The organism is Olavius algarvensis spirochete endosymbiont, assembly GCA_900608495.1.
Taxonomy (GTDB): Bacteria; Spirochaetota; Spirochaetia; order DSM-2461; family DSM-2461; genus UBA2779.
In genome coordinates this window covers 1-23,080 of sequence record UWYT01000181.1, presented here as the reverse complement: position 1 = coordinate 23,080, position 23,080 = coordinate 1, and the positions used below count along the sequence as shown (strand labels likewise).

The 23,080-nt window shown below is 48.0% G+C and carries 18 protein-coding genes; 6 read left to right on the top strand and 12 right to left on the bottom strand.

Annotation, left to right across the window (positions count from 1 at the left end; translation table 11 throughout):
• Positions 1–14: 14 nt before the first annotated feature.
• From cas4g/cas1g to S1OALGB6SA_RS04755, 6 genes are all read right to left on the bottom strand, one after another.
• On the bottom strand, positions 15–1,730 hold the full coding sequence (gene cas4g/cas1g, locus S1OALGB6SA_RS04780; RefSeq protein ID WP_124032714.1) for a CRISPR-associated endonuclease Cas4g/Cas1g: 1,716 nt from the start codon (positions 1,728–1,730) through the stop codon (positions 15–17).
• A gap of 5 nt (positions 1,731–1,735) precedes the next feature.
• The gene (gene cas12b, locus S1OALGB6SA_RS04775; protein ID WP_124032713.1) at positions 1,736–6,001 is read right to left on the bottom strand and encodes a type V CRISPR-associated protein Cas12b; all 4,266 of its coding nucleotides are present in this window, start codon (positions 5,999–6,001) and stop codon (positions 1,736–1,738) included.
• Between the two features lie 75 nt (positions 6,002–6,076).
• Positions 6,077–7,540, bottom strand: coding sequence for a TrkH family potassium uptake protein (locus S1OALGB6SA_RS04770; RefSeq protein WP_124032712.1), 1,464 nt, complete (start codon positions 7,538–7,540; stop codon positions 6,077–6,079).
• Positions 7,537–8,964 (bottom strand): Trk system potassium transporter TrkA, encoded by a 1,428-nt coding sequence (gene trkA / locus S1OALGB6SA_RS04765; protein ID WP_124032711.1) that lies wholly within the window; start codon positions 8,962–8,964, stop codon positions 7,537–7,539. The genes S1OALGB6SA_RS04770 and trkA overlap by 4 nt, the downstream gene beginning before the upstream one ends.
• 20 nt (positions 8,965–8,984) lie before the next feature.
• Entirely contained in the window at positions 8,985–11,645 is a 2,661-nt protein-coding gene (gene ppdK, locus S1OALGB6SA_RS04760) for a pyruvate, phosphate dikinase (protein WP_124032710.1), read from the bottom strand.
• A 129-nt stretch (positions 11,646–11,774) separates the two neighbouring features.
• Complete coding sequence (locus S1OALGB6SA_RS04755; protein WP_124032709.1) at positions 11,775–12,617, bottom strand: sigma-70 family RNA polymerase sigma factor; 843 nt, start codon at positions 12,615–12,617, stop codon at positions 11,775–11,777.
• A gap of 469 nt (positions 12,618–13,086) precedes the next feature.
• Between S1OALGB6SA_RS04755 and S1OALGB6SA_RS04750 the strand changes: the two genes are divergently transcribed.
• Positions 13,087–13,353: a co-chaperone GroES gene (locus S1OALGB6SA_RS04750; RefSeq protein ID WP_124032708.1), complete on the top strand. Its 267-nt coding sequence runs from the start codon at positions 13,087–13,089 to the stop codon at positions 13,351–13,353.
• Positions 13,354–13,483: 130 nt separating this feature from the next.
• On the opposite strand, the gene S1OALGB6SA_RS04745 is transcribed toward S1OALGB6SA_RS04750, so the two are convergent.
• Positions 13,484–14,446: a dihydroorotate dehydrogenase-like protein gene (locus S1OALGB6SA_RS04745; RefSeq protein ID WP_124032707.1), complete on the bottom strand. Its 963-nt coding sequence runs from the start codon at positions 14,444–14,446 to the stop codon at positions 13,484–13,486.
• Positions 14,447–14,794: 348 nt separating this feature from the next.
• Between S1OALGB6SA_RS04745 and asd the strand changes: the two genes are divergently transcribed.
• The gene (asd, locus tag S1OALGB6SA_RS04740; RefSeq protein WP_124032706.1) at positions 14,795–15,835 is read left to right on the top strand and encodes an aspartate-semialdehyde dehydrogenase; all 1,041 of its coding nucleotides are present in this window, start codon (positions 14,795–14,797) and stop codon (positions 15,833–15,835) included.
• A gap of 84 nt (positions 15,836–15,919) precedes the next feature.
• Here the strand turns inward: asd and S1OALGB6SA_RS04735 are convergent, their stop codons facing one another.
• A complete protein-coding gene (locus tag S1OALGB6SA_RS04735; protein ID WP_124032705.1) occupies positions 15,920–16,273 on the bottom strand; it encodes a hypothetical protein in 354 nt (117 codons plus the stop codon).
• A gap of 74 nt (positions 16,274–16,347) precedes the next feature.
• On the opposite strand from S1OALGB6SA_RS04735, the gene S1OALGB6SA_RS04730 reads away from it, so the two are divergent.
• Positions 16,348–17,280 carry an HAD family hydrolase gene (locus S1OALGB6SA_RS04730; protein ID WP_124032704.1) on the top strand — a complete coding sequence of 311 codons (933 nt, stop codon included), beginning with the start codon at positions 16,348–16,350 and terminating at the stop codon, positions 17,278–17,280.
• On the top strand, positions 17,273–18,127 hold the full coding sequence (locus S1OALGB6SA_RS04725; protein ID WP_124032703.1) for an SPFH domain-containing protein: 855 nt from the start codon (positions 17,273–17,275) through the stop codon (positions 18,125–18,127). The genes S1OALGB6SA_RS04730 and S1OALGB6SA_RS04725 overlap by 8 nt, the downstream gene beginning before the upstream one ends.
• Here S1OALGB6SA_RS04725 and S1OALGB6SA_RS04720 read toward each other — a convergent pair.
• Positions 18,107–18,745 carry a thiamine diphosphokinase gene (locus tag S1OALGB6SA_RS04720; protein WP_195910308.1) on the bottom strand — a complete coding sequence of 213 codons (639 nt, stop codon included), beginning with the start codon at positions 18,743–18,745 and terminating at the stop codon, positions 18,107–18,109. The two genes, S1OALGB6SA_RS04725 and S1OALGB6SA_RS04720, sit on opposite strands and share 21 nt — an antisense overlap.
• 172 nt (positions 18,746–18,917) lie before the next feature.
• Between S1OALGB6SA_RS04720 and S1OALGB6SA_RS04715 the strand changes: the two genes are divergently transcribed.
• Both S1OALGB6SA_RS04715 and S1OALGB6SA_RS04710 read left to right on the top strand, forming a co-directional pair.
• Positions 18,918–19,778: a flagellin N-terminal helical domain-containing protein gene (locus S1OALGB6SA_RS04715; protein ID WP_124032701.1), complete on the top strand. Its 861-nt coding sequence runs from the start codon at positions 18,918–18,920 to the stop codon at positions 19,776–19,778.
• A gap of 159 nt (positions 19,779–19,937) precedes the next feature.
• A complete protein-coding gene (locus tag S1OALGB6SA_RS04710; RefSeq protein WP_124032700.1) occupies positions 19,938–21,329 on the top strand; it encodes a CCA tRNA nucleotidyltransferase in 1,392 nt (463 codons plus the stop codon).
• 42 nt (positions 21,330–21,371) lie between these two features.
• On the opposite strand, the gene rnc is transcribed toward S1OALGB6SA_RS04710, so the two are convergent.
• Genes rnc through rpmF form a run of 3 tightly spaced genes read right to left on the bottom strand, consistent with a single transcriptional unit; the run spans position 21,372 to position 22,551 of the window.
• On the bottom strand, positions 21,372–22,100 hold the full coding sequence (rnc, locus tag S1OALGB6SA_RS04705; RefSeq protein ID WP_230204419.1) for a ribonuclease III: 729 nt from the start codon (positions 22,098–22,100) through the stop codon (positions 21,372–21,374).
• On the bottom strand, positions 22,100–22,348 hold the full coding sequence (acpP, locus tag S1OALGB6SA_RS04700) for an acyl carrier protein (protein WP_124032698.1): 249 nt from the start codon (positions 22,346–22,348) through the stop codon (positions 22,100–22,102). Before acpP ends, rnc begins: the two co-directional genes overlap by 1 nt.
• A gap of 14 nt (positions 22,349–22,362) precedes the next feature.
• The gene (gene rpmF, locus S1OALGB6SA_RS04695; RefSeq protein ID WP_124032697.1) at positions 22,363–22,551 is read right to left on the bottom strand and encodes a 50S ribosomal protein L32; all 189 of its coding nucleotides are present in this window, start codon (positions 22,549–22,551) and stop codon (positions 22,363–22,365) included.
• Positions 22,552–23,080 lie beyond the last annotated feature (529 nt).

The following is a 23,080-nucleotide window of genomic DNA, read 5'->3' as shown; positions in this document are numbered from 1 at the left end:
TTCAATTCTCCTGCTTATCGCGTGGTTAGAAAGGCCAATGTCGGCACCTCTCCTATCAGCCACGCTGCAATCATACGTGCATGAAGTACAAGCATCCTCCTGTAACTAAGGCGATAACCGAAAACCGTATGGGTTATCTGTGTATCCATTCTTCTGGCATAGGCCTTGAAGAAAGCCTTTCGGCCCGAATTTGTAAGGGCACAGCCTGCTGAAGATTTCATGAAATGCCCTTCAGTCAGTTCCCCGCGGTTAAACGCAGAGATGGCAACAGAATCGCCAACCAGGGGGCGGAAAGGCTCCATCAAATCCAAGGCCAGGGCAGGCCGTCCTGGACGGGAGACATGATATGCCCCGATGGAAGGCTCCAGCCTGGCCAATCGCAGTGCGGCGACACACTCATGTGTAAGCATGGTGTATGCAAAGGAAAGGCATGCATTTATCGGATCGGGGGGAGGGCGGCGCTGTCTGCCGTTTGCGCTGAACTCCAGCGCGGATTGGCCGTTGAACATGCCTGCGAAGTGCTGAAAATATACGGCGGCCGCCTGGCCCTCGTATCCGCGGATACTATCGATAGAGTTTGCTCCTTGAACTTGCTCTACATTTCTCTTCATTCCCGCCAAAACATCTTTAGAGAGCTGTCCGTGATTACGCATAAGAAGAGAACGCTGGTTCAATATCTTCGCCGCCACAAGCGCCCTGGAAAGCTCGATACATACCTTGGTATCGTCAAGTTTCCTTATCTGTGCCTTTCTAATCTCGGCGCTTACGGAATCCAGGGGGTCTACCATTGCTACCATCCTTCCGGCAGAAGAAAGATATGCAATCGGTATGCACCTGTCTGCAAGGGCATGGAGGGCTTGCGTGGATATCTGCACCGAGCCCAGCACAGACAGGCTCTCCATTGTTAGAAGTGGCACCTCCTTGATGGTTAAGCCGTCCTTATCGGTAACCTTCATGGTTTTTCCCCTTATTCCTATTCTCGCTCCATTAGACTGTGCAACAACATGAATTCCATCGTCTCTTGGAGGCCATATTTTCCGAGGCTTCATCTCTACTGCTTCTTCCAGAGCCCTTTGATTGTTCACTTCGTCGGGAAGGCATATAGGCTGGAGCGAGCAACGGAGACACCGCGCGTCGTTTAAGAGCGGCATGGGACGCGGCCCCTGGGCGCAGGACTTCGCGGCTTCGAGCGTTATGAGAGCCTCGGATATGAAGGCATCATTAACATCTATTTCCAGTCTGCGTTTCTCGAAGGCATAGTACAGTATTGCTCTTTCAACTTCATATCCTGCTTCTTTGAGAAGGATTGCATGAAAGGCAAGCTGCACCCTGTCCGTGGGCCAGGCCTCATATGAATAAAGCGGCATCACATCCAGGTTTGGGGGCTCATCAGGATTTTCTGGAGGCGGAGCCATTGTCACTTTCCTGGGCCGCCCCTTGCGATATTCAATGGGAACAGCAGTATTACCCGAAATCTCGGCAAGGTCCATGGTGGCCGTGAGGCCAAGTTTTTGGCTCGTGAGCGCTAAACTGCGCACAACCCTGTCGGACTCTGAATCGTCCTTTTTCGGGATGCTGCCCGGGTGATGTACCCTGCGATGCACGAGCTTGCCCTGCTCAGTGTCAGCGTTTGGCAGATATACACCCTCCACCTCCATCAGATAGAAAAGCCGGGGGCAGTAGGCGAACTCCGCAACATTTCTGGCTGGCCACAGATACTCGTCGGACATCTAAATCAGCCCATTTGCCGTTTCAACCTCTTTATTACGTGGTACTCAACCATGTTCCAGTACTTTGCAGTGCGCTCCCACTCATCCCTTTCCAAGGGACTGCAAGCTGGGTTGCGCCAGAGATTGATTATTTCTTTTTTGCCACTTCTTTTTTTGCCGGTAGCTTCTTTCGCATCGTCCGGATTAGGCATTGGCGTTGTGATATTCTCGAATGCCCGAGAGCCCCCAATCTTATCCTTGATAGGCACGAAATCTTTGGAGCTGCAGGGCACATACCACCAGCTACCCGACCAGTCGGGATCGGTAATCGCCTTGAGACCGATGTTGGCGGCCGCATTCAAATCAGCCTGGAGCCCCTTTGAGGCCGGAGAATTGCTATTGGCAGATACGAATATCTCACCGCCTTTCCGGGGAATGCGCAAGAGGGCTGTCTCTTCACCCCTGCTTTTCCATCTCTCCTTAAGATCGATAAGGTATTGCTCATAGGCACTAGCCTTGTTTTTACTGTCCTTTTCTTCAGCACGCGCAACTTCTCTTTGCCGGAAAGGAGTCTTGAAGAACTTCTCCACCGATACTTCCTCGCAGCGTATGCCCGGGGAGCCTGTGCGGGAATCCTGCCTCGATGTATAACTAGGCGGAACTTCCCACAAAAACAGACCATGGAGGCTGCAGCTCTCGGAAAGATATTTCTTCACCTTTCCTGAACACCATGTCATCAGCTGACGGTTTTCACGTCGGGTTCGAGTCTCTTCAGGGCGATAATTGGTAAGATTTTCTATCACCACGGCATGGCAGGGTGCATCCACTCGCTCATAATGGCGCTTGGGGTCCTTGCTTTTCTTTGGAATCTTTACACGGCCCACGCCAAGCGCCGCTTCCACGATGCGGCTTGCAAGCTGCTTGACACGCTGCTCCCGCATGTTTTCCAAATCGTTAAGGATGTGCCCACCAAAGTTCATAACCGCGGTGAGCGGCTTGTCCTTATCCATCTGTATGCCCTTTGGGGTGATACGGGTGAAGTAGGCCTTCTGCGCTTGATAGAGGGATTGTATGGTGGTGAGACGATCTAGCGAGAGCCCTCCGACATTGCGTATCAATTCGCTCTTTCCCCTAACCCCCCTCGGCAGTATCCAGTCACGAAGCCAGCGGAGCGTCTTTTGCCATTCTTTATCGTCTTGTTTCCACCGCTCACACCACTGATCGGACAACTTTTTTGCGCCTGAAGTAAGTAATCTCTCTGCCACTGGTTTCAGTTTCTCTTTAAGTTCCTTCTTCTTTCTCTTCCTTTCCTTAGGTGCAATGCCAGTTCCCGCAATGTCCGGCAATTCCTCGACGGACAACTCCGGTTCAATGTGTATCTTCCACCAGTCGAGGGCCTCTGTATCTTTCCATTCTCCTCCGTTCGCCAGTTCATACCAGAACGCAAGGGCATCGGCGATGATTTCCTTGCGACCCTCGTTGTTCAGTGTATCCATTTGCCCACCAGGTACAGTCTTCTCCCTTGCTACGAGAAAATTTGCTATCCTCGCCCGATTACCGTGACGACGAAGGCCTTTCCGTACTGTGTCCACTGTACGGGACATGAGCTTATCTACCAGAAGAGATTCACGGGAGGTGATTTCATCGTCTTCGCTATTCTCTTGCGCCTCATCAGGTTCCCAGCCCCACTGATTGAGTTCTCCAAGTAATTGCCGCTGTCTCGGAGTCCCACTGTCACTGCCCCAACCTGACTTAGTCAATCTGTCTACTAGCGGCGTTTTCCTGCCAAGCGCTCTTTCCAGCTCATGCACCTCCCATATCTCATCGGCGGTGGCCATGCGTGCCTTTCGCTCCTCGCCCTGAAGCTTTATAAGAAATTGACGTTCAAGCCGCGCCCAGGGAGTGGGATGGATGGAATCGTCAGAAAGCTCGTCTGCTCCTATGCGACGATAAATCACCCTCTTGCCCCTATTTGATTTGATATGATGGTACATAGCATCGGGGGCAGGTTTGTCGTAGCCTCCTTCTGCACATGCGTCCTCTAGCTGCCTTGATGACAGTGTTTCCCACACCGCACATGCCGCCGCATGGCGATGTCCCAGGTCCATCGAGAGAACGCGAAGCCCAGGAAGGCGGGAGAGAATAAGACGCGCACGGCCTTTTCGATTCTTGTTTTCAATGGAAAACACCTCATCTAGAATGGGCTCCCCTTTACTCGTAAATGTAAATGGACGCTTGTCTTCAGAATTATCGACATAGCTAATCCATGGACCCTGAAGCTTTAGTTTCGGTGAGAAGGTGATAAACCATTTGAGGTTTTTCTTCATGGAGTTAGCTTTTTCATCCCATCCCCGTGTTTTTACTCGTCTCGCAATCCGGCTTAGTTCTTTACGCGATGCCTGCAGCCTTCCGTTCCAGTGTTTTTGAGCGAAGACTGAGCTAGCGCTTACCGGAGTTTCCCAGCCAGCGCCGACTGCTGCTCGCCCTAACCGGCTGGCTCTGCTTACTTCTTTCTTCCCATCTTCCTTCCCATCTAGCTGCTTGACAGCAAGATCTTTTTCAAGAAGCTTGGATTGCCAGCGAAGAGATACATTTTCAATTTTGCTTCCGGTCCATAAATCCATTTTCAAGCCATGGACATCGGCAGTTTCGATTGTTTTTTTGTTTTGTTTCGCTTTTTTGCCAGTCCTGTTAACCTCATGAACATCAAATCTAATTTCCCACCTTGAATTCCCATAATCGCAAAAAACGGGATGGAGCAGAGGGTCGGGATGTCGGTAGGCAGGCACCTTGAATCGCCTTTTATCAAATTCTGCCTTAGTTGCGGCAACGTAGTTAAGCAATATATTGGCATCGGGCTTCCCATCAACCTGCCACACGCATCTGACATCCTCGGAAGCGAGTGCCCTGAATAAATTTATATCGCCGAATTGATCGATTCCCAGATTGTCCTGCAGAGCCCCTGCTGCAGCAATGCGATCCTCTTCTGTTTTGCAATTCTTCCAGGCTTTTACCACAGTTTCCCATTCTGTTACGGCACGCTTACTGATGAGATAGCCCTCAATCGCGCCCGAAGATTTAGAGCGATCTTCGCGATAAGTCTCAAGCCACTGTCGCGCATTCTCGGGCACTTCGTTTATTTTCTGTGAATCCTCCTCAAAATTCCTGCGCCTTGCCTCGGCAAGCTTAATCCATGTGTGGCCAGCGGAAATTCTGCGAGCGGCGTGATCTAGCATAACGGCAAATTCCCAGTGTCTGGCAGGGCCTTTCTCTTGAAGATAGGTGAATTTGCCATCTAAAGTTTCCTCAATGGACTTAAGAATCCTATCCGACCATTCTCTTCTACCCTTCCCTCCTATTTCCTTTTTGCAATAATTTCTATTTCCTTCGGCTTTTGCCTTCAGAATAGCGAGATTCTCTTTACTAACCTCCCCCTCTCCGATTTCCTCAAGAAAATTCCGTGTTCCGCTCTTGGAACCAGAATTTTTAATAAGATTCAGAATACCCTGAAGGCTATCCTCTTTCAGGGCAGATGCAAGATTAGCAAGAGTTCTTGGTTCACTCTTCCTGGGCTCTTCCGCCCATTTGACGATTTCGGAATACACCTTTGACAATTTGCTGAAGTCGGTACCCTTGCCCTTACCAAAACGTTTACTTAGCCATCCACCTGCCTTCCTAGCAAGGTCTTTGGGTTCCTCTTTTTTCGTTTTACCATTCTTCTCGTCTATTGTGCGAGGCGCTAGATAAGCCTCTTTTTTTCCGAAGAATCTACCCAGAACATCCCAAATCTCCTCGCGGGTTAGCGAATCGCCAATTTTTCTAACCGCATCATCAAAAGCCCTGCTCCTGTTAACCCATACCGCATCATCCCTGATGGAGGAGGTGAGAGAGTCTTTGCAGTCATTCACCCAGCTCTCAACTTCTTCATCTTCTAGATTTCGGGATTTCAGAATGGCCTCCAGAGCTTCCTTAGTTCTGTGCTTGTCCTCGCCATCTTTTTCGACGATGTACTTCTCCGGAGCAAAATCCTTGGATTCCACCGACAACCAGGAAAGAGCGAGTAGTATGCGCCGCCTTTTCTTTCCTTCTTCCCCGGTCTCCTTATCATTCAGATTCTCAAGTTTGTGGCTGATTCCTCCCCGCAGCGTAAGCAGCCAGTCTCCGAAGGCCCTGGCTCCCTTGTTCACAATCTCGTGCGTGTCCCAGAGCTTCTCGGCCCAAGACTTATCCCCCTGGGCTGCGCTCTTCAAACGGAGAGTATAAGCTCTCTGCGTAGGCGAAGAACTAGTCATATTTTCCTCCTCCTTTTTTATATCCCCTCTGCCTGTGTTTTCAAGCGATGCTCCACCGCCTTAACTTGAAGCAAGTCACGCGCGGCGCCAGAAAGACGGCGTTAAAAGGATTAGCACAGTATACACCTCAAGCCTACCCGCCAGCATAGCGACGCTTAGAACCCATTTAACGAAGGGGGGATAAAAGGCATAATTCATCGTGGGACCAATCGAAGCAAATCCTGGGCCAATATTTCCAACGGTAACCAGGGCGGTTGAGAATGCCGTGGTTATGTCCCCCGCACCGAAGATGCTCACCACCACGGTAACAAACAACAGGCAGAGTAGATAGAGGACAAAAAACCCACTAACCGAATAAAGGAAATTTTTCTTAATCGGCTCGCCATTGATATGAACTCGAAAAATTCCCCTCGGCCGCGACATATACCTCATTTCCTTCAGGGCAAGCTTAACTAGCGTAACAACACGAATAACCTTAGGACCCCCGCCAGTTGAACCGGAACACCCTCCTACAAACATCAGCAGCAGCAGTACTCCCTTCGCCGCCATCGGCCACATATCAAAATCGGCGGTGGCAAAACCAGTTGTTGTAATAATGGATACCGCCTGAAATCCCGCATACCGAAGTGATTTACCAAAATCGCCATAAACCTTCAGAAGTACCAGGGTAATGATTAGTACTGAAGAAATGATGACAAGAACATAGGTTTTGAATTCCGTATTGCGGAAGATATCCCTCAAATTCCCCCGCGACAATTTATAGAAGAGAGCAAAATTTGTCCCCGCAATTATCATAAAAGCGATGATAACCCAGTCGATAAACCCTGAATTATATGCTCCAACACTGGCATCTCTCGTCGAAAATCCTCCCGTAGCCAGGGTTCCAAAGGTGTGTGTAAGCGCATCGAAAAGATTCATGCCTCCCGCCATCAGCAACACGGTTTCAAGGACGGTGAACCCCAAATACAGGAACCAGAGGATTTTCGCTGTCTGCGTTATCCTTGGAGCTATTTTATCCAAAGTTGGGCCTGGTGATTCCGCTCTAACCAACTGAACACCGCCAACCCCCAGGAATGGCAAGATGGCCACTGTCAATACAACAATGCCCATACCACCAAGCCAATGAGTCAAAGAACGCCAGAATAAAATCGATTTAGGAGCTGTTTCGATTGCGGTTAAAACAGATGCACCGGTGGTAGTGAAGCCGCTGATAGTTTCGAAAAAAGCATCTGTGTACGATGTAATTGCTCCGGAAAGTACAAAGGGAATTGCCCCAACCGCGGAAACCGCAATCCAGCTTGCAGTTACCATCAGGAAGCCTTCCCTTGTTCGTAATTGGTGTCTCAAGCCATTCTTCGATCTAGTCAACCACCATAGAAGCGAGCAAAAAACGACTGTACAGACGATGGTGATCCCGAATGCCCGCGTTGATGCCATATTGTCGTTGTATATGGCAATCCCCAGAGGCGCCAGCATGAAAAAAGATATGATTAGCAGGAGCAAACTCACTACATGTAGAACCGGAATAAATCGGATCATAGTCCGGTAACAGCTTCCTCCAGCCTCCTGGTTTCCTCTCTAAGGGTGATAATAATCACTCTTTCCCCATCGTTTAATTGCAGATTTCCGTCGGGAAGAGAGTATTCCGAGCCACGCTTAACCATTAGAATCAAGCTGTTTTTAGGAAGCCTGCAATTCTTTATAGCTTTGCCGACTAAGGGTGAATCACTATCTAGAAGGAAGTCTATTATCTCAAAATCGCTGCCCGCAATAGTGTGAATACTGCGGATGTTTCCCTTCCTTAGAATCCTGAGTATTCCTTCAACCATCGTATCGGAAACACTAACCGTAACATCCACACCCATCTCTCTTGCCATTTCCACATAGGAGCTCATTCTAACAAGAGCGATTGTTCTAAAGACACCCTGGTTCTTTGCATACAAGGCGCTAATCAGGTTTAATTCCTGATTACCCGTGGCGCTTACCAGAAGATCGCAACCTTCCAGAAGACCCGCCTCCGAAATTTCTTCGTCGGAGATATCGGCATTGGTTATCAGGGCCGAAGGGTATCTATCCGCCAGCTCACGGCCCACCGCATAGTCGCGCTCAATAAAATGAACACTGCGTGCGGGAGATTTCTTCCGGAAGCGATCGATTAGCCGAATCCAGGTTCCGGCGTTGCTCAAAGCTTCCCCATCATCCCTTTCAAGAAGATAATCCGCCACATAGCGGCCGATGCGTCCGCCCCCAACAATCACTATTCTCTTTAGCTCACTCTTTTCACTCTTTCGCAAACCAGATGCAAGAATCAACTCATCAGTATCTTGCGGCATCGCAATAACATATAAGATGTCGTTTTCAAGAATTCTGGTATCGCCATCAGGGATTGATGAATCATTATTGCGAATAATCAGAGGTACCAGGAAATTCCCGGTAAGGTTCATCCTTATTTCCCTGATTGACCTGCCAATAAATGGACATTCTGGAAGAATGGAAACAGAGGTTAATGTCAAACCCGAATCAGAGAATTGATTCACGGTTCCAACTGCCCCGCGCTCTATCGAGCGAATAACCGCGCGTGCCGCTTCGATTTCCGGATTTATGATATGATCGATGCCGTAGAGGCGCTGCCGTACCATGCGCGTACCCGTGTAGGCAACATTTCTAACCCGGGCCACCGTAACCGGTTCAGGGTATTCAGCGGCAACCAGGCTGCAGGCTATCATATTTATTTCGTCGGACTTGGTTACACTGACAAAATAGTTGGCGTTTTCAATCCCCGCCTCACGAAGAATCGGAAGGTTGTTCCCTTCGCCGGTAATCACCCTGCAATCCAAACGGTCGGCTATCCGTAATCCCTCTTCCGGATTTTTCTCGATTATTGTTATTTTCCTGCCCTCGTTAATCAGTTGATGTGCAAGCTGCCATCCAACCCTTCCGGCGCCAAGAATAATAACATCCACGATATTTACATTTGGTTCACTTAGCGGTTAAGCACTGCCTGAGCCGCAGCCAGTCTGGCGATAGGCACGCGATATGGTGAACAGGAGACATAGTTGAGTCCGGCCTTGTAACAAAATGCTATGGAAGACGGATCGCCTCCATGCTCGCCGCAAATACCGGCTTTCAACGTCGGCTTCACATTGCGCCCCTTACGCACGCCCATTTCCACCAATTGGCCAACCCCGGAAGCATCGAGCGTTTGAAACGGATCGAACTTCAAAATCTTCTTCTCGATGTACTCTGGCACGAAGGTTCCCACATCATCCCTGCTGAAGCCGAAAGTCATCTGAGTTAAATCGTTCGTACCAAAGGAATAGAAATCTGCATGAGGTGCTATCAAATCGGCTGTTAGCGCCGCCCTGGGAATTTCGATCATCGTGCCGATAAGGTAGTCAATTCCAACATCCACACCATCCATCACCCGGTTTATAACCTTCTGTGCATTTGTTCTTAAAACTTCAAGCTCTGCGGTACTCCCTATAAGCGGAATCATTATCTCGGGCCGAACATCAATCCCCATCCTCGCCTCCGCAACAGCGGCAGTCATGATTGCCTCAACCTGCATATCGTAAATCTCAGGGTAGGTTATACCCAATCGACAGCCTCTATGGCCCAGCATTGGATTAAGCTCTTTCAGCTCCATAACTCGCTTAAGCAGTTTTTCGACATTTGCTCCCAGCTCTTTGGCCAATTCACGCACTTCTGTCTCAGAATGAGGTACAAACTCGTGCAATGGCGGGTCTAGCAAGCGGATGGTAACCGGTTTTCCATCCATCACCCTGAATATACCCCTGAAGTCTTCAATCTGCAGCTTCAGAATCGGCTTAAGAGCATCCACCCGCTCTTGCAAACTATCCGCAATAATCATGCTGCGAAAAGAAGTGAGCTTAGCCTCCTCAAAAAACATATGCTCGGTTCGCGTGAGTCCTATCCCTTCCGCTCCAAAATCCACCGCCAACCTTGCATCCTGAGGTAAATCCGCGTTGGTTCTAACCATAAACCCATCTTCGATGCCGACCCTCTTTGCCTTATGCCTGATTTCATCCGCCCAGGATAGCAACTCATTTAGTTCACCGCTCAGCGAGGGCTTCTCAAGCTCAATCGTTCCCGCATATACCTCTCCATCTGAGCCGTCCAGGGTAATAAAATCGCCCTCCCTATAAATTTTGCCACCAATGCTGAAGGTTTTTGTGCTCTCATCAATCACAACGTCCTTACAACCCGCAACACAGGGTTTTCCCATGCCCCTGGCAACTACCGCTGCATGACTGGTCATACCGCCGGTTGAAGTGAGAATGCCTTCCGCAACATTCATCCCGCCAATATCTTCGGGGCTGGTTTCGCGCCGTACCAGCACTACTTTTTCACCTCGACTGGCCCATAGCTCCGCCTCTTCGGCGTTAAACACAACCTTTCCGACAGCAGCGCCGGGGGAGGCTTCCAGGCCTCTGGCAATAGGCTCTAAATTTTTCTTCGCTTTCGGTGAAATCATGGGATGCAGCAGTTGGTCTAACTGTTCCGCGGTAATACGACTTATCGCATCGTTCCTGCCAATCATTCCTTCATTGACTAAATCCACCGCCACCTTCACCGCAGCTCTGCCAGTTCTCTTCCCATTCCGGGTCTGGAGCAAAAACAACCGTCCCTCCTGGATGGTAAACTCCATATCCTGCATATCTCTGTAATGCCCTTCGAGCCGTTCCTTGATATCAACCAGTTGCTTATAAACCTCAGGGTTGGCGCTTTCAAGCGAGCTTAGTGGCTCAGGCGTACGAATGCCCGCAACAACATCTTCACCCTGGGCATTCATCAGGTATTCTCCATAAAAATAATTCTCACCAGTCGAGGGGTCCCGACTGAAACACACCCCGGTACCCGAAGTATCAGACCAGTTTCCGTAAACCATTGACTGGACATTTACCGCTGTTCCCAGAAGATCTCCAATCTTGTTTATGCTGCGATATTTAAGTGCTCTGTCATTGTTCCAAGAGCCGAAAACCGCATCGATGGCTCCCCATAGTTGTTCGATAGGATCCTGCGGAAATTCCTTGTCAACCGTCCTTTCATAAACAGACATATAGCTATCGACAACCTTCTTCAAATCGTCTGCATTCAGTTCGGTATCGGCCCCAACACCCTTTTCTCTCTTAATCGCATTGAGCGCATTCTCAAAGGCTTCGTGCGGTACACCCATAACCACATCGCCATACATCTGGATAAATCGCCGGTATGCATCCCATGCAAAACGCGTATTGCCTGTATTTTTTGCAATTCCCTCTACCGCCGAAGAGTTTAGTCCGAGGTTCAATACCGTATCCATCATACCCGGCATGGAAATCGCGGCACCCGAGCGAACTGATACCAGAAGTGGATCTTCCCGGTTGCCAAGCTTTTTCCCCATTTCTTTTTCCAGGCGATCGAGATTTTCCGCAACCTGTTTTCTCACCTCGTCAGGATAAGTTCGATCGCTTCTATAATAAAGAGAGCAAACCCCTGTTGAAATAGTGAAGCCCGGGGGGACTGGAATACCCAGATTGGTCATCTCCGCTAAATTTGCACCCTTACCTCCCAGAAGCTCCTTCATTTCGGCTCTACCCTCGGCCTTGTCGGTACCGAAATAGTAAACATACTGTTCGCTCATAGCTTCCCACCTATACAAAAGTTAGATGTCTAAAGCTAGTTGATAAACAGGCCCATGTCAATGAAATAGTGCCAAAAAGGTTCGCCTTGCTAAGATGAAGGGCATCAGCGCATCGCCTGCACCTTGCTCCTAAGCCGCGATATAGTCTTGCAAATACTGGCTCCTGGACGGATGTCGCAACCTGTGTAAAGCCTTCTTCTCAATTTGTCTAATCCGCTCTTTCGTGAGACCATAGACATCCCCAATATCTTTGAGTGAGAGGGCTCTTCGGCCACCAAGTCCGAAACGAAGTCTGATAATCTCAGCCTCCTTAATACTGAGCGTATCAAGAATTGACTCAATATCATCCGAAAGCGAACTCATCAGAACCAGTTCATCGGGACTGTCGCGGAATTCATCTTCAATGAAATCACCCAAAGCGAAAGAGTCACTTTCCTCATAAACCGGCGACTCCAGAGAAATCGGATCCTTACTTATTGCCAGAAGGTCGCTTACATCCCTGACTTTGATGCCAGTGATATTCGCAATCTCCTGATTGCTCGGATCGTCTCCATCCTCGGTTAGGATTGTCTTCCGAGTTTTTTCAATTTGAACCAGTTCATTCACTCGATTTAGGGGGAGTCGAATCATTCTGGATTTCTCGTATATTGCCTTCAATATGGCCTGCCTAATCCACCAAACCGCGTAGGAAATGAAATGGTACCCCTTATCAGGATCGTAATGCCCAATCGCATTCATCAACCCTATATTCCCCTCGCTTACAATGTCTTCTAAGGGCAGTCCCTGGTTTTGATATTTCTTCGCCACATTGATAACAAATCTCAAATTCGCTTCCACGAGCCGAGCCTTGGCAACCTTATCACCGGTAAGCGCTTTTCTGGATATTGCATCTTCCTGCTCCCGGGTTAAAAGCGGAATCTTGTTAATCTCCTTCAGGTACGTCGAAAGTATGGATTCTTCATCATGTGTCATAAGATCCCCTAACAGAAGCTTCACGAGTAATAGTCATGTCATAACATGAGCAATAATCATGCCATAAACTGAGTAAGAGTACGATATGTCTTATGCTATATAGATTTAACTCTTTTCAGCAATGATAATGCAGCCCTGCTGGGCCTGCTTCTCCAACTCATGGGAAGAGCAAAACCTGGTGCTTCCGAGTAAAAATGACCCATATTGTAATCTCGGAGGATATTGAGTGGCAAATTGACCCACTTCACGTATTAAATCCCCTCATGTCGGTTCAATCGGATCAAGTGGGCATCATTCGCCGAAGTCAAGTCCGCCTACAGGAACTCAAACCAGGGCCGATCTCGCCAACATTTTCACTTGACCCCCGTTCCTTGCATTCCGTATATTCTTCAACGAGTGATTTCATAACTCAAGCTAATTGAGAGTTAATTGAGAATCACTAAATAATTTGATTTCGTGAGGGTTCAAGATGACAGTCAAACCTCTGCAGGATCGGGTCTTGATTAAGGTGATGGAGGCGGAGACAAAAACCGCTTCAGGCATTTACATCCCGGATACCGCCCAAGAGAAAACACAGACAGGTACGGTTATTGCCGTCGGCGACGATGAAGAGTCGATTACTGTCAAAGCTGGAGACAAGGTGATGTACGATAAATATGCTGGCACAACAATCAGCATTGACAGTGTTGATCATCTCATTGTCAAGTCTTCGGACATTTTGGCCGTAGTAAACTAGAGTCGCCTGTTGCGGTAGAAAAGGACCCTCCTGTCGGACGGTCCTTTTCTCAGTTGAAGTAACAAGAGTCTGACGAGAAGCAGTTTTCATCACTGGCAATTACTACCAGGCTGCACCATATCACTTGAGTCTATTTCAAAGCCTTCACGTACTGGAGGCGGTGGTAGTAATCACCACGTTTTTTGAAACTGAGCAAGCCATGAAAATCTGAAATGGTGGAATAGTTGTGCATTTCCATCCACGTTTCCAAGTTTTTCTTAATTGCAGCCATTGCGCCAAGACCTTCGCGATATAAAACACTACAGAGTTGCACCGAATCACTGCCGGCAAGTAAGGCCTTTATCACATTGGGGGCCCCATGTATGCCAGTTGAGGCAGCAATATCGAGGCTGGTTAGATTGGAGACTATGCCAATCCACCTGAGTACGGGGGCGAACTCTTCCTGAACAGAGAGGAAGTTGCCGGATATGAATTCAACCTTTTCGATGTCTATGTCCAATCTATAGTAGCGGTTGAAGAGGGTTAAACCGTCGGCGCCAGCCTGATGCAGCCTTACGGCAAGTTGCGGCAGCGCAGAAAAATGCTGGCCGATTTTCACGGCTATGGGTATCTTCACCACTTTGCGCGCAAGTTCTACTAGAGCCACCAGATCGTCCTCCAGTTGAGCGCTTTCCATCTCAGGGTTTGTGGCCAACGGTGCAATATTCAACTCAATTGCGTTCGCACCTACCTTTTCTATGCGCCTGGCATAGTCTACCCACCAGTTCGCAGAGTAACAGTTCAGGCTGGCAATTATCGGCACATCCACCAGTTGAACGCTGCTCTCAACGAAACTAAGGTATTCGTCTGGTTCGAGAAGCATGCCCATTTGTTGCAAATAGGATTCAGCCTCAGGATGGGATTCGCTTATTTCGGGTTTCGTCCTCCCGACTGCTGCAGCAATGTCTTCTTCAAACAAAGACTTAAGCACAACGGCTCCGGCACCCGCCTCCACCGCCTTCTTCACCCCCTCCACACTCGCGCTCAAACCTGATGATGATACAACTAAGGGATTGGGCATTCGAAGCCCCATGAAACTAGTCGATAGATCCATGGCTACCGATAATACTCCTTTGGGCTCAAAAATGCCATGGTCTTCCCCTAACAAACTTACGCTATTCGAGTTAGATGCTCAAGCCAGCGTTCCCACCTGAAAAGAGGCGCTGCTTACCGCGGATCGCAACCGCAGGGCCAGAAATACGAACCTGCATCCTACTCAAATTCCTACCGAAGCTCAGAATTCAAGGATGGATTCCGAGTTACTTGCGGCTCTTACCTGAGGGATGTTCCAAATTCTTAACTTGAGGAACTACAAGTCCTTCTTGACCTGCCAGCTTGTAACGGATATTTTCTTGCTCGAGCCTCAATATCGGACACCACCCCCCATAAGGAGTCAACCAGTATGAAATCGAAAATTCCAGTTGCCATCCTCGGCGCCACCGGAACAGTTGGTCAGAAATTCATTCTGATACTCCAAAACCATCCCTGGTTCGAAATAGATGAACTTGTGGCCTCGCCCCGCTCTGCCAACAGAACTTACAAGGATGCCTGTGCTTGGAAACAAGATAGACCAATTCCGAGCTATCTGCGCGATAAACTGCTGCTCCAGGCTGGCGCAAGGTTGTCGAGTCGGATTCTCTTCTCCGGAATGGATTCGTCAGTCGCCGGACCCATTGAGGAAGATTACGCCTCAAGGGGGCACATCGTGATATCCAATTCGAAGAATCATCGAATGGACTCCGATGTCCCAATCATAATTCCTGAAATCAATTCGGACCATTTTGCAATTACAAAGAAACAAAGATTTGCGGGGGCAATAATCACCAATTCCAACTGCGTAATTATGCCTGTAGCCATGATTCTTGCCCCACTTCATCAGGCATTCAAAGTTAAGTGGGTGCAGCTTTTTTCCATGCAAGCCATAAGTGGAGCCGGTTATCCCGGGGTTTCATCTTACGATATCCTGGGCAACATATTGCCCTTTATCGAGGGAGAAGAACCCAAGGTGGAAATCGAATCGCAAAAAATACTCGGCCGCTTGGAAGAGGATAGCATAAAGCCGGCGGATTTCGTAGTCAGCGCCCAGTGCAACAGAGTTCCTTTGATAGAGGGTCATACCATCAACTTGAGCATAAAGTTCGAAAAGAAACCGAATCCACAACAAGTAAAAGATATCCTAGACACATGGAAGTCGCTTCCGCAGGAGAAAAAACTGCCAACGGCCCCTGGCAGGCCTATCATAGTATTTGAAGAAGAAAACAGACCTCAACCGGCCCGCGATATCTGGCTGGAAAACGGCATGGCCGCCTGTGCAGGCAGGATACGAGAATGCCCTGTCGGTGATATCAAGATGGTTGTATTGGGTCACAATACGGTCCGCGGCGCTGCAGGGGCAGCCATACTGAATGCCGAAGCTTATGTAAGCCTCGGTTATTTGCAATGATGGAAACTGGATGTAGATGGTGCTTTCGAAGTAAAGCTACAACTGGCATTCCCGGGCAGCAGCAGTAGAAACGCTCCGAAAAAACTACCCATATGGCCCCAAAAATGCCCGAAGCAGCGCCACGCCAAAATATAGAAAACCGCTGAAAACCGTTACCAACCCTGAAAAAATAATTCGATTTATCTTCAAGTTGGTTCGAAATGGAAGTGTCACCGCATAACTGACAGTTGCAATCAACCCTGAAATCGCACAAATGGCCAGCGTCCAGGACTCAATCTCGAAAAGAAAGAATAGAGTGTTATCGGAAAATCTCTGGCGATTCCCAACAATATAGAAATACAGAACCAGTAAGGAAAAAACAAATAACAAGGCTGTAAGTCTTCCAAAGATGCTTGGAAACCAAATCCGCCGAAGGCGCCAGGTGGTCCTGTTTCTCAAAACAGCACTCTCACAAACTCAAAGCTCCTAATAGAAGTTGCTAAACACACCTACTCATATTATCATGCCCGACAATGCAGGGAATACAAAAATTCGAAATAAAACCAAAACTCACCAGACTCAACCCCATACCTACCCACCTCAAATCAAAACTGAAGTTCCCAAGTCCAATACGCGCGGTACTATTCGATATATACGGGACTCTGCTGATATCAAGCAGTGGTGACATAAGCCACGCCAGTTTATTCTCCGACAGAAGCGAGAGCAGCCACACCAGGGCCATCAAAATCGGGCAACTTTTCAGAAAATGCGGCTACAAACCTTCAAGGCAGCTAAGTGTCCATTTAATAAGCGGCACACTGAGACAGAAAATCACCGAACGCCATAAGCAACTGCGTGTCAAAGGCATGGAGCATCCCGAAGTCGACATCCGCGATATCTGGGAAGAAAGCCTGAACACTTTTTGGAAAGGCAAGTTGCTCCTCGAGCCTCCCTCTCCCTTTTTCATTGAGCCGCTGGCGCTACAATACGAGCTTGCCGTTAATCCAGTATGGCCCATGCCTGGCTTCCCGAATATTATCCGTGAGCTTCGCGATAGTGGGTTAAGAATTGGAATAGTTTCCAACGCCCAATTCTACACTCCCCTGATTCTCCAGGCGATATGCAACAAACAAATCTCACAAATCGGATTCGAAGAGAATTTATGTTCCTGGTCGTACAAACTTTCTGAAGCCAAACCTTCCATCAACATGTTTAAAACGCCGTTAACCCAGCTTACTGAAGATCAAATAGGAGTAAGTGAGGTATTATACGTAGGAAACGACATGTTAAACGACATAGCAAGTGCATCCAGAGCTGGCTGCAAAACTGCACTATTCGCAGGAGATAAACGCTCTCTAAGGCTTCGTGAAAGTAGCCCAGAAGCAAACATCGAACCCGACATGGTAGTCACCAGACTCTCAGAGCTCAAAATACTAAAACAAAATAAAGGAGCAAAGAATGATTGAAAAGAAGGAACAATTAAAGAGGAAGAAACCGAGAAATTCTGCGGGTGGTTTTTTTGCGACTCTCTTAATACTCATAATAGCCGGAGGCGCCGTGTTCTGCATTGGCTGGATGCAGCTTCGTCTTAATGAAGGTGAATACGCGGTGGTATACAAAAAGTCCTATGGCTACGAAGCGGAACTGATTGAAAACGAAGAATTCAAATGGAGATGGGAGGCCCTGTTTCCAACCTACCTCACTCTTCACAAATTTAATCTAAAACCACAAACCACAGATATAAGGCTAAGTGGCATCTTGCCCTCAGGCAAGATTTACAACACGATTATTGGTGATGACATCGATTTCAACTGGGAAATCGAAGCAAGCATTAACTACCATGTTAACCTGGATAGCCTGGTATCACTTGTGGAAAGTGGTTTCGATGATTTGGATTCCTTCTACAATGATTTTGAAGCTAAACTCAATTCGGCTGTCCTGGATATAATCAATCAAATCATGACAGCCGATCCGGAGACAGTGGGAGAACAAAATTGGCTTTCCGAAGCCATTAAGAACAGCGCAATCGATGAGAGGGTAGACATCATTGGAGTAAACATCTTCAATTGGGAGTATCCCGACTTGGCTCTCTACTCCGAAGCCCGCCGTCTCACGCTCGAAACCATGAGGGATCGTCAGGCAGTAATAAGCGAAATCGAGAACCTCGCCGCCAGATTGGAAAGCACTCAAGAGATTCGACTGAAGCTGCTGAAAAGCTATGGGCAACTTCTTGATGAATACCCCATCCTGATAGATTTTTTTGAATTAGAGGGATTTCCTATCGAATCTATATTACCAACGGTGATAGAGTAGCTGCTCAATAGGTCGTATCAGAATAAACCGCCCGCTTTCCACCATAAGCTTAACCGAAGCAGCTTCGAAACGATTGCTCAAACTGAACGCACCCGAGTTCCAATCCACAACATCCAACTCCCAAGTCAAACCCATCGATTTAACCATCCAGGGCCCGTTCCCAATTGGGAAAAATGATATCGTAGAACCAACATCACCCACCAATTCCGTATTTTCCTCAATGCTTTCAGTCATATCCCTGGCAGTAAACCAGACACCTAGCAGGTTCTCTCTGGAAAACAACTTCAGCAGCGCCAAAGTATGATCCAACCTACCCTCCCCACCTCCAATTAGCACAACAGATTCGCACCCGCGCTCTATCAGCCATGAAATCCCAAGCTCAGTATCAGATTCATTCTTATCTCTCTCTGCAATCTCAACAGTAGAATAGTTTTCAAGAAGTTTCGAATCCGATATTGAATCCATATCCCCAACTATTCCCTGAGGTTCAATGCCTGCCGACAATGCCATATCCAGGCCCGAATCCGCCGCACAAATCAAGTCGTCTGATTTCACTATGCATCTAATCTGTGCAGAAGAAGGCCCGGCTCCTCCAATTAAGAGAACTCCACGTTGCATCAATCTCTCCTTCCCTCGAATACCCAGAGCAGCCCAAAATCGGCTGAAAATCATCCCAGAACAATCAATTCCCACCAAGAAATTCAAATCGCCTCAGGTTCCACCGATAAGAATAGTATGTGGATAAGGATGTCCACCAGAATCACAACTGGTCAACATCAAGGAGGATGTAATGATCATTAATCACAACATGAGCGCAATTTTTGCAACAAATCGGAGTAAAATCAACGATTCGAACACTCAAAAGAGCATGGAGAAGCTTTCCTCCGGACTACGCATCACCCGAGCAAGGGATGATGCATCCGGACTCGCCGTTTCTGAAAAGATGAGAGCTCAAATACGCGGACTGCGGCAGGGAAGTAGAAATGCGGCAGACGGTATTTCGTTCATCCAGACAACCGAGGGATATCTCCAGGAGAGCTCTGAGGTGCTCCAGAGAATTCGTGAACTTTCCATTCAGGCATCGAACGGAATTTACACCGCGGAAGATAGGATGCAAATCCAAGTTGAAGTTTCTCAGTTAGTCGATGAAGTAGACCGCATTGCATCGCATGCTCAGTTCAACGGAATGAACATGCTTACAGGTCGCTTTGCCCGATTTGACGGTCTCAACGTTGTTACCGCCTCCATGTGGTTGCACATCGGTGCTAACATGGATCAGAGGGAACAAGTTTTCGTTGGAACGATGACCGCGGAAGCCCTCGGCATAAGACAGATTGGCACAGGGCAGATGATTTCCTTATCCACCCCCGAACAAGCCAATAGAAACATCGGCGTTGTTGACGCAGCACTACTGTTAGTCAACAAACAACGGGCCGATTTGGGTGCTTACCATAATCGTCTTGAGCATGCCATCAAGGGATTGGATGTGGGAGCCGTCAATATGCAAGCTTCAGAATCCCGAATTAGGGATTTGAATATGGCAAAGGAAACTGTGGAGCTAACGAAACATCAGATATTGCATCAGGCTTCCAACGCCATGTTGGCTCAGGCCAATCAACAGGGTCAATTGGTCCTCCAATTATTGCAGTAAAATCCCGAGAGCTATACTTATCCAATTCATGATAATCAAACCCGGCTTCAGGGTCGGGTTTTTCCTGCTGCGATCATCTAAAACAGAGAGAAGCTGGCTAGTCCCAAATTTCCCCCTCCCCTTGACCCTCTGCAGCATCCTTCACTAGTTTTCAAAAGCATGGAGTCACCGCCGATACATATACCCAAAATTCTAAGAGGAGCCGCAAAAATCTTTGCAGACGCATCCTTTCAGTGCTGGCTCGTCGGCGGTGCCATTCGGGATGGGTTACTAGGTCGTAAATCATACGACTACGATTTGGCAACCGATGCAGAACCAGAAGATGTAATCAAGCTCTTCCGTAGAACAATACCCACCGGTATAAAACACGGCACCGTATCTATCATCCTCGGAAAGTATCGATTCGAAACCACTAGTTTTCGTCAAGATGGGCCCTATTCGGATGGTAGACGCCCCGATAAGGTGTTATTCTCCGAAAGCATTGACAGCGATCTTGCCAGACGAGATTTCACCGTAAACGCTATAGCCTGGGATTTAGTCAACAACAAATTACTCGATCCTCACAGGGGCAGAGAGGATCTGGATAAGCGGTTGATAAGGGCAATCGGTAATCCACGGGTGCGTCTTCAGGAAGATGGACTTAGATCCATACGAGCATGCAGACTCGCATCCCAACTAGGATTTCGCATCCATCCAGCGACACTGAATGCCATAAGTGAAACATGTTCCAACATCAGCACTCTTTCTGTCGAGCGAATTTGGGAGGAACTCAAGAAGATTCTTCAAACCGAAAAACCATCCGTGTCGTTCCTGCTATTCAAGCAGACCGGCCTAATCAAAGTACTCTTTCCCGAGTTTGATATCCACCTGAATCCTCCGTTGGGAAAAGGAATTGATTCTTTTTCCATCAGTCTAAGGGCATGCGATTTGGCAAATCCAGCAAACCTCTTTCTGCGCCTGGCCGCACTCTTTCACAGACTTGGCTACTTTGCTCAGCCAGCAAAAAACGAGGCCTCAGCATTTCTTCGAAGTGCCAATATAGCCCGATCTATCCTAAGGCGTTACAAGGCATCCAACACCGAAAGCGACAGTACAATCAACATGCTCAGCAAACTGGATTTCCAATACAACGATGATTGGAGGGATGCCGATGTACGACGCTTTGTTTCCCGTGTAGGTGTTGGGCAAGTGCACAATCTTATCAAATTGAAATGCGTGATAACCCATGCCAACCTGCCTAGTGGCGCCACTATCTCCTCCAAGTCCCCTAGTGGTGTTCCAAAAAACCGGACAACTTCATCTGGAGAAATAGGACAACTTCAAAACCTGATCAAGCGCGTGAACCTGGTAATCGAATCGAACACTCCATTAACTATTGGTGCACTAGCAATAAACGGCAATCAAATAATGGACAATTGCCGGATTGAGACTGGACCAAAGCTGGGGGAATTATTGAAATTTCTTTTAAAATGCGTCTTGGAAAACCCAAAGGAAAACAACCACGATCAGCTGCTATCGCGCAGTCGAGGTTGGTTGAACGAGCATCCCTAGTTCCAATTCGTGTGGAGAGGCTCAGAATAACTTGATGCGCTTCTAAGTAGTCATCTCCTCATAGGCTGATCTTGCAGCCTCCTGCTCCGCAGATTTCTTGTTTGCACCCTTCCCGGGTCCATAGTTCTCACCGTTGATTTGCACGGTCATCCAAAAAGTTTTTTGATGATCGGGTCCAGACTTATGGTCCAGCACATATTTGGGATAGCTATGAAAACGTTTTTGAACCAGTTCCTGCAGCAGGGTTTTGTAGTCCTTACGATGTCTATCCGCAAGCACCAAATCAACCGGGCTGTTTATGTTCTTCAGAATAAATTTCGCAGCCTTGCCATAGCCCGAATCCAAATACAGAGCACCAACCAGAGCCTCAAAGCAATCACAAAGCAGAGTTCTTTTCTTTCTGCCACCGGAAGCTTCTTCACCTCTGCCAAGATGCACAACCGAATCAACAGCCAGTTTCAAGGCAATGTCAGCAAGTGTATCTTCGCTAACTACATGTGCCTTTATTCTGGCTAAATCTCCCTCGGAACGATCCGGAAGCAAGCGTATGAGATAATCGGCCACAGTCATGCCGATAACAGAATCCCCTAAAAACTCAAGGGTTTCATTATTGCTGATATCAGCGGAAGTCTCGTGAACAAAAGACCGATGGCAAAAGGCAAGGTCCAAATTTTCAAGTCTTTTGAATCTCAGTCCCGCCCTCTTCTGAAATAGAAGCAATTCTTTGCGCCGCGCGCGTGAAATATCAGGAGTTCGTAAAGGAATCTGCACTATTCTTTGGTTTTTAGCTCCTCCTCGATATATGCCAAAGCATCTTGAACCTTTTCAAACTCAGTCGCTTTCTCGTCGGGTACGGAAACGCCTAATTCCGAATCTATGGCATAAAGCAACTCATAGGTATCCAGACTATCGGCGCCAAGATCCTCACGAAACCGAGAGTCCATGGCAATCTTATCCTTATCAACCTCGAGTCTATCGGCGATAAGATCCTTAAGTTTTTCAAACAATTCGGTGCTCATATACTACTCCTTAATCAGCTTACAACCTTAGGTTCGATGATCTGACTGCCCTTATAAAATCCGCATTTTGGACAAATACGGTGACGCACAACTTTGTTTCCACAGTTGAAGCACGTAATAAGACTGGGTACAGAAATTCTCATGTTTATCGAACGCCTCCGGCGGCTCCTGGCCTTTGAAGTTCGGAATTTTGGTACCGCCATATGCTTCCTCGCTGAAATCGTTTTTCGGGTGATTATACTATACTGGTTCCAATACCCGTCAAGTCCCCGACGGTTGTAAAGGAAAGGAATTAAGCAAGCTGTCTCAAATTTGAGAAATTATAATACTGAGGAGCGATGTGATGCGGGATGATCTACATTCTTTCACCCTAATCCTGCTCGTTTGGCTCAAGATAGCCCCTAACGAAGAAACTGCCTGTTTGGTTCTTTCCAGGGCGTCCTGTACTCTAACTCCCGTATATGCGGTTGTTGAATGTATCTCTCACATAGACATTGCCGGATATGTCAACGGTCACTTCATGAGGACCTGTAGAACTGTGCCGTGCTACTGGCGTCATCCGGCTCTTCCTGGAAACAGAGCTCGACGAAGACTTTCCGAAGCTCACCCGCAAGCTTCCGGTTTATGAAGATGATGCTGCTGCAGGCGTTGACTATGACGCCCAAGGGGGCGAGTTGGGGGCTTCCTTTCTAACTGACGCCCAAAGGATAGACAGAATGCGTGTGCATTCTG